Below are 12,154 nucleotides of genomic sequence, written 5' to 3' on the forward strand. Positions count from 1 at the left end.
ACTTCACTGGCCCGGGCATGGCCCGGCGCGACCGGGAATGGGCTTCCCAAACAGAAAGGGGCCGGCAATGCCGGCCCCTGCGGATGTCGCGCGCCGCCTCCGGCTCAGTCCGCCCAGCGCCCCGCGCCGGTGGACTGCGGCAGCACCTGGGCCGACAGCGGACGGTCGTTGGCCAGCAGGTTCACCGCGTCGGCCAGGATCGAGGCCGACTCGCGCAGCAGCGGGTCCGGACGCTTTTCGGCGGCCTTCTCGCGGGCGGCATCCTTCACGATGTCGCGCTCGTTGCCGGTCAGGCCATCATCACTGCTGTCATCGGCCAGCGGGTCCAGGGCCAGGCCCAGCTCCTTGCGCTGCAGCTGGCGTTCCTTGCGCTGGGCGTCCTGGCGCTCGCGTTCGGCGCGACGGGTGGCCTCGTTCAGCGAGATGTACTTCTTCGCCGCCTCGGTCCGGAACTGCTGCACGTCCTCGTTCCACCACTGGAATTCCTTGTCGGTGGCGATTCGCGCGTCGTGGCGGGCCTCCAGCTTCGGCAGCAGCGGCGCGAAGTTGCCATACTGGGTGTGCGGCACGGCGGCGATGCGGGTCCACGGCAGGGCGTTATCGTAGGTGCTCTCGCCGAACTCGGTGGCATCGACGCTGGCCGGGAAGGCCAGGTCCGGCACCACGCCCTTGTGCTGGGTGCTGCTGCCGCTGATGCGGAAGAACTGGGCGATGGTCAGCTTGACCTGGCCGAAGCGCTGGGTCTCGCCACTCGGCCAGCGGTCGAGGTCGACGATGTTCTGCACGGTGCCCTTGCCGAAGCTGGTTTCACCGATCACCAGGCCACGACCGTAATCCTGGATCGCGCCGGCGAAGATCTCCGAGGCCGAGGCCGAACCGCGGTTGATCAGCACCGCCAGCGGGCCATCCCACGCCACGCCCTGGTTGCGATCGCTGTTGACGGTGACGCGGCCACCGGACTCGCGCACCTGCACCACCGGGCCCTGCTCGATGAACAGGCCGGTCAGTTCGATGGCTTCATCCAGCGAACCGCCGCCGTTGTTGCGCAGGTCCAGCACCACGCCGTCCAGCTTGTCGTTCTTGAAACCAGCCAGCAGCTTGGCCACGTCACGGGTGGCCGAGGCATAGTCGGCCGCGTTGCGGCGGCGGCCTTCGAAATCCTGGTAGAAGGTCGGCAGCTTGATCACGCCGATCTTCCGTGCCGGCTCGCCGTTGGCGGCCGGAATGGTCATGGTCTCGCCCTTGGCGGCCTGTTCGGCCAGGCGCACCTTCTGCCGGGTCAGCACCAGGGTGTGGTGCTTGCCATCGGCACCTTCGGCAGCTGGAATGAACTCCAGCTTGACCTGGGTGTCCTTGGCGCCGCGGATCTTGGCCACCACATCGTCGATGCGCCAGCCGATCACGTCCTCGACCTGGCCAGACTTGCCCTGGCCAACGCCGACGATGCGGTCACCCGGCTTCAGCGTGCCGTCCACCGCAGCCGGGCCGCCGGCGATGATCTCGCGGATCACCACCACGTCGTCCTGGCGCTGCAGCTGCGCACCGATGCCTTCCAGCGACAGCGACATCGCCTGGTTGAAGTTCTCGGCCGTGCGCGGGGTGAAGTAATCGGTGTGCGGATCAACCGCGCTGGTGTACGAATTCATGAAGAACTGGAAGACGTCTTCGCCCTTCAGCTCGTTGACCGACTTCTCCAGCGTCGCGTAGCGCTTGTCCAGCGTCTTGCGGATGTCGTCCGGCTTCTTGCCTGCCAGCTTCAGGCGCAGCCAGTCGTTCTTCACCGACTTGCGCCACAGCTCATCCAGCTCGGCGCTGCTGGCCGCCCACGGCACCTTCTTGCGGTCGTACTCGAAGCGCTCGTCGGTGGTGAAGTCCGGCTCCTGCTTGAGCAGCTTGCGCGCAAAGGCCACACGTTCGCCGACACGCTGCTTGTAGACCGCGAACACCTGGAACGCCGGCTCAAGCTCGCCGCCACGGATGGCCGAGGAGATGTTGGCTTCGAAGGGCGCAAAGCGCGCCACGTCGGCCTGGGTGAAATACTGCTTGGCGCCGTCCAGCGTCTCCAGATAGCGCTTGAACACGTCCTTGGAGGTGGCCTCGTCCAGCGCACGCGGGCGGTAGGCGTAACGACTGTCGGACAACAGGCCATACACCAGCTTGGAGGTGGTCACCTGATCGGCAGTTGCCGCAGCGGGCAATGCAGGCGAGTCGGCCTTGGCCGCCAGCGCCAGCGGCGCGACCAGCGCCAGGGCCATCAGGAATGCGGGGGCTTTGAATTTCATTGACGTGCTCGAAGGCGCCTTGCCAAGGGAGAGACTGCAGGGTGTTCAGACACCCCGACAGTGCCGAAAGTTGCCGGGTTTGTCACCCGGCCGCGCTCGGTGGAAAACCAGCCTAGCCGGGCCGGTGTAGCAAATTGTGAATGCATGTAGAGCCGAGCCCATGCTCGGCTGGCCGGCAGCAAGCAGCCGAGCATGGGCTCGGCTCTACGGCAGGCAGAGGTGTGCGGACCAACGGTCCGCACCCACAGGAGAAGCAGCTCCCACCCACCGGCAGGATGTCAGGAAACGCCGGCGCCCTTGGCCTGCACGTCGGCGTGGTACGACGAGCGCACCATCGGGCCGGAGGCCACGTGGCTGAAGCCCAGTTCGTAGCCGTAGACTTCCAGCGCCTTGTAGTCCTCGGGCGTCCAGTACTTCAGCACGGGGTGGTGGTGCGCGGTCGGCTGCAGGTACTGTCCGATGGTGATCATGTCCACGTCGTGCGCGCGCAGGTCACGCATCGTGGCCTTGATCTGTTCGAAGTCCTCGCCCAGGCCCAGCATGATGCCGCTCTTGGTCGGCACGTCCGGATGCTGCGCCTTGAAGTTCTTCAGCAGGTTCAGCGACCACTGGTAGTCCGCACCCGGGCGCACGTTGCGATACAGGTCCGGCACGGTCTCGATGTTGTGGTTGAACACATCCGGCGGGTTCTGCGCCAGGATCTCCAGCGCACGTTCCATGCGGCCTTTGCCGCGGAAGTCCGGGGTCAGCACCTCGATGCGGGTACCCGGCGACTTCTCGCGGATGGCGGTGATGCAGTCAACGAAATGCTGGGCACCCCCGTCGCGCAGGTCATCGCGGTCGACGCTGGTCACCACCACGTACTTCAGGCCCATGTCTGCCACGGTCTGGCCGAGGCTGGCCGGCTCGTTGGCATCCGGCGGCTTCGGGCGGCCATGGGCCACGTCGCAGAACGAGCAGCGCCGGGTGCAGACCTCACCGAGGATCATGAAGGTGGCGGTGCCATGACCGAAGCACTCGTGGATATTCGGGCAGCTGGCTTCCTCGCATACCGTCACCAGGCGGTTCTCGCGCAGCTTGGCCTTCAGGTTCTGCACGGCATTGCCCGAAGGAATGCGCACGCGGATCCAGGACGGCTTGCGCAGTACCGGCGCATCGGCGAACTGCACCGGCGAACGGTTGATCTTGTCACCGCCCAGCTGCTTGACCCCGGCCTGCAACGGCGCGGTGGACGGAGAATCGCCCTGCACGATCTGCAGGGGAATGGAACGGGCGGTGGTTTCAGTCATGGCAGTTCCGGGGAGCGGTCAGGCGGCCGCAGAAAGATCGGGCAGTTCGGGCGTGTGCTGCAGCAGCAGGCCAAACTGGCGGGCCAGGTGGTCCAGCAGCACCGGCTTGACGGCGTCCATCCCCGAGGGGCCGCCCAAGTCCAGCACCGAGGTCACCTGCAACCCCTGATAGCCACAGGGATTGATGCGGTGGAAGGGTTCCAGGTCCATGGCCACGTTGAAGGCCAGCCCATGGAAGGTGCAGCCGCGGCGCACACGGATGCCGAGTGCGGCAATCTTGGCACCACCGACGTAGACGCCCGGGGCGCCCTCGCGGCGTTCGGCGCCGATGTTCCACTCGGCCAGCGTATCGATGATCGCCTGCTCGATGCGGCACACGTAGTCGCGCACACCGATACCCAGCCGTGGCAGGCGCAGCAACGGATAGATCACGATCTGGCCGGGACCGTGATAGGTCACCTGGCCGCCGCGGTCCACGTGCAGCACGGGGATGTCGCCCGGCGCCAGCACATGCTCGTCCTTGCCGGCCTGGCCCAGGGTGAACACCGGATCGTGCTCGACCACCCACAGCTCGTCGGCATCGGCGTCGCTGCGCTGGTCGGTGAAGCGCTGCATGGCGCGCCACACCGGTTCATACGGCTGGCGGCCGAGGTCACGGACCAGCGCCGGACGCGGCGCACGGTCCTCCGGGGCGGCTTCGGCCGGGCAGGAGTCGGCTACAGCGTCCACTTCACTTCCGGGTGGTCACGCAGCGCCTGGTGCGCCAGGTCGTACTGTTCGCGGCTCTCGGCCTTGAACACGATGCGGACGGACACGTACTTGCCGTTGGAGGAGTGCTTCCAGCTGATGCGTTCGTTCACCACATCGATGCCGGCGGCCAGCAACAGGCGGGGAAGCTCATGCTCCAGGCCGCGGTTGGCCGGGCCCATGGCGCTGAGCTCGAACTGGCCGGGGAACTGGAAGCCGTGGTCGGGGTTGTCGGACTTGATTTCCATGGCCCCATTATCGGGCCGCAGGGCAACAAACCCAAGAGTATTCATCAACGCCAGGACCGCACCGGCGGTCTGCTGCGTTGCAGGCGGCCCAAAGGGACGGGCCTGAGGCCCAACGGCAGCTGACTGCAATCTCCTGACCATCACCAGCGCGAACATCGTACGGGCGGCCCGCGACCGCCTTCACGCCCGGCCTGCGGCGCGTACGCGGGTAACAAATTGTGCCCGCCGGACAATGTTGTTTTCGGAACAGACAAGTGATCTGGACGTGCTCGTTCCGACGCGCGGGCACGAGTACCGTAGCGTTGCAGAAAACGACTGAAAACCGCCCCCTTCCCCATGAGCATTCCATCCATGCGTAGTGTCGCAGCTCTCGGGCTCGCCGGCCTGCTGGCCTCTGCCCTCCCCCTTGCCGCCCAGGCGGCCGAACAATGTGGCCCGGACGCCATGCGCGACCACCCGCCGCAGGTCAATTTCCGCGTCGACAACGACCTGTTCGGCGGCCGCCACCAGGATCAGGGCTATACCAACGGTGCGCTGTTGACCCTGGTCTCCCCCAATCTGGTCGATTACACCGACGACCCCTGCCTGCCGCGCATGGCGCGCTGGGTAAACCGGTACCTGGAAGGGCTGCATCCGGGCAAGTTCGAACAGCAGAACATGATCTTCAGCATCGGCCAGGGGATCTTCACCCCGACCGATTTCACTCGCAGGGACCTGATCGAGGACGACCGCCCTTACGCCGGCGTGCTGATCGCGAACTTCGGTTTCAATGCGCGCAGCGGCGACCGCCTGCAGACCACCCAGCTGACACTGGGCGTGGTCGGTCCGTGGGCACAGGGCAAGCAGGTGCAGAATGCCGTGCACGACGTGCTGGGCGACGAAAAATTCAAGGGTTGGGACAACCAGCTGCACAACGAACCACTGTTCATGCTGACCCATGAGCGCATGCGCCGCTGGCCGGGCGATGCCAGCGTCAATGCCGACGGTTGGGGTTGGGACGCGATCAGCCACTACGGCGGGTCGATCGGCAACCTGGAAACCAAGGCCAATTTCGGCGGTGAAGTGCGCTTTGGCTGGAAGCTGCCAGACGACTTCGGCAGCACGCCGCTGCGCCCGGCCGGCGAAAACACCGCGCCGACCCGCCGCGGCCGCCCCAGTGGGTGGTCCTGGCACCTGTTCGCGACCTCGGACGCTGCCTGGGTGATCCGCGATATCACCCTGGATGGCAACACCTTCCGCAACAGTCACAGCGTGGACAAGCGCCATGTGGTGGCCTACGGCGGGTACGGCGTGGCGGTGATGTACGGCCGCTGGAAGTTCGCCGCCGCGCGCTACCACAGCACGCGCGAGTTCAACGGCCAGCGCGAGGCGCCGGTGTTCGGCAGCTTCACCATCAGCCGGTCGCTGTAGGCGAGGGGCTGATGGTGAAGCGGGCAGGTGCCGACCGTTGGTCGGCACACCGGTTATTGCATCGCTCGCTGCAAGCGAGCGGGTGAGGGTAGTGCCGGCCGCTGGCCGGCTGTTGGCACATCCGGATGGGTTCAAGCGGAGCCGGCCAGCGGCCGGCACTCCCCGCATCCGCACGCAACCGGCATCCCGAAACAGAAAAGGCCGGCATTCGCCGGCCTTTTCGTTCACCACGCCGGGGCGTGGATCATTCCGATTCCCACCACATCCAGAAGCTGTCCCACAGGCGCTTGAAGAAGCCGGCCTGCTCGACGGCGGCCACGGCCACCAGCGGCGCTTCGGCGACGACCTTGCCATCCAGGGTGACCTTCACGGTGCCGATCTGCTGGCCGGCGGTGAACGGTGCTTCCAGGGTCTTGGGCACATCAATGCTCGGCTTCAGGTCGTTGTAGCGGCCGCGCGGCACGCTCACCAGCATCGGCTGGGCCACGCCCAGCTGCACCTTGTCGGTGGTGCCCTTCCAGACCTTGTGCTCGGCCACGGCCTTGCCCGGCTCGTACAGGCGGTGGGTCTCGAAGAAGCGGAAGCCCCAGTTCAGCAGGGCCAGGCTGTCATCGGCGCGCTGCTTTTCCGACGCACCGCCCAATACCACGGCGATCAGGCGCTGGTCGCCGCGCTGCGCCGAACTCATCAGGCAGTAACCGGCTTCGGAGGTGTGGCCGGTCTTGATGCCGTCCACGCTGCCGTCGCGCCACAACAGCAGATTGCGGTTCGGCTGCTTGATGTTGCCGACCTGGAATTCCTTGATCTTGTTGTACGCGTAGGTTTCCGGGTAATCACGCACCATCGCGCGGCCCAGCAGCGCCAGGTCGTAGGCAGTGCTGTGGTGGCCTTCGGCAGTCAGGCCGTGGGCGTTGACGAAGTGGGAGTTCTTCATGCCGATCTTGGCGGCGTAGCTGTTCATCAGCGACGCAAAGGCTTCTTCGCTGCCGGCCACGTGCTCGGCCAGGGCGATCGCGGCGTCATTGCCGGACTGGATCGCCATGCCCTTTTCCATGTCTTCCAGGCGTGCGGTCTGGTTGACCGGGAAGCCGCTGTAGCTGCCATCGGTGCCGGCGCCGCCTTCGCGCCAGGCGCGCTCGCTCATCATCACCTGGTCATCCGCACGGACCTTGCCGTTCTTGACCTCGGCGGCAACCACGTAGGACGTCATCACCTTGGTGATGCTGGCCGGCGCGAGCTGCTCGTGGATGTTTTCGCCAGCCAGCACCTGGCCGGTGGCGTAGTCCATCAGCACCCAGGCCTTGGATACGCTCGGCACCGGCGCCGGCGGGGTGGCAACGGTGGCCGGGGCGGCAGCGGCGGCGGCGGGCGCCGGCGTGGCCGGGGTCGGCAGCGGGGTCTGGGCGGAAGCCAGGCCCACCACCAGGGTGGCGGCCAGGGCGGTGGCGGCGGAACGGAAATTCATTGGACAGCAGGCTCCAGGGGACGGCCAGGAATGGAGGGTGGAACGTAGTGGCCATTGTAAGGCCGGGGCAGCATGGGCCGGCAGCACCGGCCCGGGCGGGTCAATCCTTGACGATCTGCGGCGAACCCAGGCCCAGACCGGCAATGCGGCCGACAAGTTCCGCGGCACTGGCATGGTCGCTGGCGGGAACGCGCAGGCGGAACAGGGTGCGGCCACCGGCGGCGATGTCGCTGATGGTCGCGCCAACGATGCCGGCGGCGTTGAGCTGGCCCATTGCGCGGTTGGCATTGTCGCGGCTGGAGAAGCTGGCGACCTGCACCATCACCGCGCCTACCACCTGCTGCGACAGGCTGGGGGCCGTCGGTGTGGCCGGCGTCGTACGCGCCGGCGCCGGCGTGACCGCGCGCGGCGCCGCGCTGGCGACGGCAACCGGTGCCACAGGGGCGCTGCGCGCCGGCGGTGCGCTCGGCGGCAGGCTGCTGACCGCCACGTCCGGCACGGCGCTGGCCACGCCCTGGGTGGTGGCCGGCTGGCCACGCGCAGGCATGGCGTCGGCCGGCAGGCGCTTGACCAGGCGATCAATGTCGCTGTCGGCGGTGGCACGCGCAGCCGTTACCGGGCGCGTACTGGCCGCCGCGACAGCCGTTTCGGCGGCACGGCGCTCGCGGCGCGACGGCTTTTGGGCCAGCAGGTTGCTCTCGCCCGGTTGCAGCGCACGCACTTCCACGTTGCCGGTACCGCGCTGGGTGATGCCCAGGCGTACCGCGGCGGCATAACTGAGGTCGACCACGCGACCATCATGGAACGGGCCACGGTCGTTGACGCGCACGATCACCGACTCGCCGTTGTCCAGGTTGGTGACGCGGGCGAAGCTGGGCAGCGGCAGCGTCTTGTGCGCGGCGGTGAACTGGTACATGTCGTAGACCTCGCGGTTGGAGGTCAGGCGGCCGTGGAACTTGGCGCCGTAGTACGACGCCGTACCGCGCTCGACATAGTTGCGGGTGTCGTCGAGCACCTTGTACGACTTGCCCAGCACCACGTACGGCGACTTGTTGCCGATGGCCGAACGCTCTTCGGCGGTCACTTCCGGCTCGGGAATGCAGGCGACGTTGGGAATGTAGTCCGGGGTGCTGTCACGCACGCCGGGCTTGTACAGCCCCCCGGCGGTGTAGTTGCCGCGCGTGTTCGGGTCTTCCTTGGCCGCGGCATAGGGCGAGCCCTCCGGGCAATGCGCCGGGCGCGAGCCGCGACCCTGCACCACCGTGCCGCTGGGCTTGCCACCGTGGCCGGCCGTGGCCGGCTTCTTCGGCGCACTGCTGCAGGCAGCCAGCGCGAGGACGATCAAGCTCGGGACCAGCCATCTGATGTTCATGCCGGGGGCAGCTCCTGTCCGGCGATGGCCTGCGACAACTGGAACACGGCCATCGCGTACATCTTCGAGAGGTTGTAGCGGGTGATCGCGTAGTAATTCTGGAAACCCAGCCAGTACTGCTTGCCGGTGCTGCCCTCAAGCGTGATCGGCGTTGCGGTGGCGCCCGGCTGCACCGCAGCGCTGGGCTGGTAGCCGCGCTGTGCCAGGTCGGCCAGCGACCAGGTCGGCATCCATTCGGTCGGGTTGAACTCCTCGCGCCCCGGCGCCAGCGTGGCCGGTACGGCCACCTGGCCACCACGGACCCAGCCGCCCTTCTTCACGAAATAATTGGCGATGGACGAGAACACATCGTCGTAGCTGGTGAACAGGTCGCGACGGCCATTGCCATTACCGTCCACGGCGTAATCGAGATAGCTGGACGGCATGAACTGGCCCATGCCCATCGCACCGGCATAGCTACCCTTGAGCGTGGTGATGTCCAGCTTTTCCTCACGGCCCAGCTCGAACAGCTTGGCCAGCTCATCGCGGAAGAACAGCTCGCGGCGCACTTCGCGTTCCAGCTTGGCCGGGTCGCCACTGCGCGGGTAGTAGAACGCCAGCGTGTACAGCGCATCGAGCACGCGGTGGTTGCCGGCATTTTTCCCGTAACTGGTCTCCACGCCGATGATCGCCACGATCACTTCGGCCGGCACGCCGGTGCGCTGCTGCACGCGATCCAGTTCGGCACGATGCTGGGCCAGGAACGCGCGGCCGCCATCGATGCGTGCCTTGCTGATGAACATTGGCCGGTATTCGTTCCACGGTTTGACACGTTCGGCCGGGCGCGACATGGCGGCGATGATCGGCTGGCGCACCTGCGCCTGGTCGAGCACGCTGCTGATCTGCTCTGGCTTCAGGCCATAGCGCTTGGCCGTATCGGCAACAAAGCGGGCCCGTGCGACCTCGAACGGCACCGGGGTGAGATCGACCGGCGGCGCTGTAGCAGCGGCCGCTTCGGGCGCGGCCTCGGCCGGGCCGTGGGCCTTGGTGGCGGGCTGGCGCGGCGTACTGCTGGCCTGGGGCGGAGACGGTGGGGACTTCGGCTGGGTCGCGCAGGCGACCAGGCCGAGGGTGAGCATGCAGGCCAGAGTGCGTCGAATCATCGTCGCAGGTTAGCAGGTCATGGATGAATTAAAACCCCTAACACCATGAATCACAACGATTTGCCCGCGTTCAGCGGGAAATGTGAAGACGTCGTGATCGAGCTTCCCCATTCAGATAGAGGTGGCCGGTTGCGTCCCCATCCCCGCAGACGCAACCGGCGACCGGATCCGGTCGGTACCTGCGCGGCTGCCGCTCCCCAGTGGCAGTTCCCCGCGCTCCCTGTACCCGTTGGATCAGTACTGCTCCCGCCCGACGCCCCCTCGCGCTGCATCGATTGACGGCGCGCCGTGCCGAACGGGCCGCCATTGTGCAGGCCGATTACGACAAGTCCATTGATCAAGATCAACGCGGTGTAAAAATGTGAACCAGCTAACGTTTTTTGCGGACTTTCGTCGGGGAGCGTGTTGCGTCGCATTGTTGTGAGAACGCTTCCACAACGGGCAATGCGCAGCGCCAGGAAGTCTTCGGCCAACGGCGCCGCCCCTCGTGGGTGGTCGCGAAAAGCTGTTCGCGGGTGGGGCCGGGTTCCGGGCGCGTCCACCCACGGAGAAGAAGAGAAGAACAAAATCAAAAGCAGCCTGGCTGGCCGCTTTCTGTAAAGCCGAGCCCGCGCTCGGCTGCCTTCCGGCCTGTCCGGGAAGCCGAGCATGGGCTCGGCTCTACGCGAGCAAGCGCAGCGCTGCGATCCGCTGTTGACCTTCTTTTTCTTCTCCGTGGGTAGACGCGCCCAAAAACTGTCAGGGGGCGGGCGCGGTGGGTTCGCGGGACTGTTGGCGCCATGGATGGCGCCATCGAGCCCCCAGGGGTGAGGGCGCTTTGCTTGCGAAGCACTGCTTCGCAAGCGCCCGAACGCACAGCCGCCAGCGGCTGGGCCGGACCCCGGAGGGGGGTTTACGGCGTGTCCCGCGAACCCACCGCGCCCGCCCCACACATGAGCCGCGTTACACGACCACCCACGAGGGGCGGCGCCGTTGGCTGGAAACCCTATCCCCCGTGCACGGGCCGGTGCCCGCGTACCGCCATCACCAACCCGACGCCGGCCAGCAACGAGACAGCGGATGTCCCGCCATAACTGATCAGCGGCATCGGAATGCCCACCACCGGCAGCAGGCCGGAAATCATTCCGCCGTTCACCAGCACGTAGACGAAGAACGCCAGCCCCAGGCTACCGGCCAGCAATCGCGCGTGCGTGTCGCGCGCGTGCACGGCAATCCACAGGCAACGCCCCACCACGAACAGGTACAGCGCGAACAGCGTCGCCACGCCGATCCAGCCAAACTCTTCGGCCAGCACCGAGAAGGCAAAGTCGGTGGTGTACTCGGGCAGGAAATCCAGCGTGGCCTGTGTGCCCTGCCCCCAGCCACGTCCTTGCCAGCCCCCGGAACCGATCGCGATGCGCGATTGCAGGATGTTCCAGCCGGTACCAAGCGGGTCGGCCGCCGGGTCGAGGAAGGTCAGCACACGATCCTTCTGGTATTGCCGCAGCAAGCCGAACCACGCCAGGGGTGCAGCCATTGCCAGCCCTGCGGCTCCGGTCGCCAACCAGCCCCAGTGCAGGCCAGCCAGCAACAACGCGAACACGCCACTGGCAGTGACCAACGTGGCGGTGCCGAGATTGGGCTGCATGAGGATCAGTACCGCCGGCACGCCGATCAGCAGCGCGGCAGTCAATACCGTGCGCGGCGAGGGCGGCAGTGGTTGCCGATGCAGGTACCACGCCATCATCAGCGGCAGGCTGAGCTTGAGCAGCTCGGACGGCTGCAGGTAGAACACGCCGAGGTTCAGCCAGCGCTGCCCGTACTTGCCGGTGCCGATGACGTACACCGCCATCAGCGGCAGCATCGACAGCGCGTAGATCGCAGGGGTCCACGCACGCAATCGCAGCAGCGAAACACGCGACAGCAGCCACATCGCCAACAGACCACCGGCAAAGCGTGCCGCCTGCCCGGCCACCGGGCCGGACACGCTGTGCAGCACCGCCAGGCCGGCGCCCATCAGGATCAACAACGCGCCCAGCAACGGCAGATCGATCGTGCGCAGCGCCTCACGGCAGCCGCCAAGCAGTCGTTTCCATTTCACGCGGGCACGGTAGCAACGGGTGCTTGCGTGAAGCTGTCATTGTGGTCCTGCGTTTGTAGAGTCGAGCCATGCTCGAGTGCATTTCCGGCAGTCGAGCATGGCTCGACTCTACAGAAGCG

9 protein-coding genes are annotated in these 12,154 nt (G+C 66.7%); 1 reads left to right on the plus strand and 8 read right to left on the minus strand.

The window, feature by feature from the left end; genetic code table 11:
* Positions 1-104: 104 nt before the first annotated feature.
* The 4 genes from ACZ75I_RS16735 to ACZ75I_RS16750 form a co-directional block, all read right to left on the minus strand.
* Positions 105-2,282, minus strand: coding sequence for a carboxy terminal-processing peptidase (locus ACZ75I_RS16735; RefSeq protein WP_005419368.1), 2,178 nt, complete (start codon positions 2,280-2,282; stop codon positions 105-107).
* 278 nt (positions 2,283-2,560) lie between these two features.
* Positions 2,561-3,571 (minus strand): lipoyl synthase, encoded by a 1,011-nt coding sequence (lipA, locus tag ACZ75I_RS16740; RefSeq protein ID WP_061479683.1) that lies wholly within the window; start codon positions 3,569-3,571, stop codon positions 2,561-2,563.
* 18 nt (positions 3,572-3,589) lie between these two features.
* On the minus strand, positions 3,590-4,300 hold the full coding sequence (lipB, locus tag ACZ75I_RS16745) for a lipoyl(octanoyl) transferase LipB (protein ID WP_134968132.1): 711 nt from the start codon (positions 4,298-4,300) through the stop codon (positions 3,590-3,592).
* Entirely contained in the window at positions 4,288-4,566 is a 279-nt protein-coding gene (locus ACZ75I_RS16750) for a YbeD family protein (protein WP_005411067.1), read from the minus strand. Before ACZ75I_RS16750 ends, lipB begins: the two co-directional genes overlap by 13 nt.
* Before the next feature lie 351 nt (positions 4,567-4,917).
* Here ACZ75I_RS16750 and ACZ75I_RS16755 point away from each other — a divergent pair, with 351 nt between their 5' ends.
* Entirely contained in the window at positions 4,918-5,976 is a 1,059-nt protein-coding gene (locus ACZ75I_RS16755) for a lipid A deacylase LpxR family protein (RefSeq protein WP_080376906.1), read from the plus strand.
* 244 nt (positions 5,977-6,220) lie between these two features.
* Here ACZ75I_RS16755 and ACZ75I_RS16760 read toward each other — a convergent pair whose 3' ends face one another.
* From ACZ75I_RS16760 to rodA, 4 genes are all read right to left on the minus strand, one after another.
* On the minus strand, positions 6,221-7,441 hold the full coding sequence (locus tag ACZ75I_RS16760; protein ID WP_061479685.1) for a D-alanyl-D-alanine carboxypeptidase family protein: 1,221 nt from the start codon (positions 7,439-7,441) through the stop codon (positions 6,221-6,223).
* A 100-nt stretch (positions 7,442-7,541) separates the two neighbouring features.
* Entirely contained in the window at positions 7,542-8,813 is a 1,272-nt protein-coding gene (locus tag ACZ75I_RS16765) for a septal ring lytic transglycosylase RlpA family protein (protein ID WP_053498246.1), read from the minus strand.
* Positions 8,810-9,955, minus strand: coding sequence for a lytic murein transglycosylase B (gene mltB, locus ACZ75I_RS16770; RefSeq protein ID WP_346477102.1), 1,146 nt, complete (start codon positions 9,953-9,955; stop codon positions 8,810-8,812). The genes ACZ75I_RS16765 and mltB overlap by 4 nt, the downstream gene beginning before the upstream one ends.
* Positions 9,956-10,940: 985 nt before the next feature.
* Entirely contained in the window at positions 10,941-12,035 is a 1,095-nt protein-coding gene (rodA, locus tag ACZ75I_RS16775; RefSeq protein WP_180867738.1) for a rod shape-determining protein RodA, read from the minus strand.
* Positions 12,036-12,154 lie beyond the last annotated feature (119 nt).

This window comes from Stenotrophomonas sp. X (assembly GCF_055721025.1).

Excerpts from the sequence above, each read along its gene's own strand:
- lipA (WP_061479683.1), bottom strand. The coding sequence starts at position 3,571 with ATGACTGAAACCACCGCCCGTTCCATTCCCCTGCAGATCGTGCAGGGC.
- ACZ75I_RS16765 (WP_053498246.1), bottom strand. The coding sequence starts at position 8,813 with ATGAACATCAGATGGCTGGTCCCGAGCTTGATCGTCCTCGCGCTGGCT.
- ACZ75I_RS16755 (WP_080376906.1), top strand. The coding sequence starts at position 4,918 with ATGCGTAGTGTCGCAGCTCTCGGGCTCGCCGGCCTGCTGGCCTCTGCC.
- ACZ75I_RS16750 (WP_005411067.1), bottom strand. The coding sequence starts at position 4,566 with ATGGAAATCAAGTCCGACAACCCCGACCACGGCTTCCAGTTCCCCGGC.
- ACZ75I_RS16760 (WP_061479685.1), bottom strand. The coding sequence starts at position 7,441 with ATGAATTTCCGTTCCGCCGCCACCGCCCTGGCCGCCACCCTGGTGGTG.
- mltB (WP_346477102.1), bottom strand. The coding sequence starts at position 9,955 with ATGATTCGACGCACTCTGGCCTGCATGCTCACCCTCGGCCTGGTCGCC.
- ACZ75I_RS16735 (WP_005419368.1), bottom strand. The coding sequence starts at position 2,282 with ATGAAATTCAAAGCCCCCGCATTCCTGATGGCCCTGGCGCTGGTCGCG.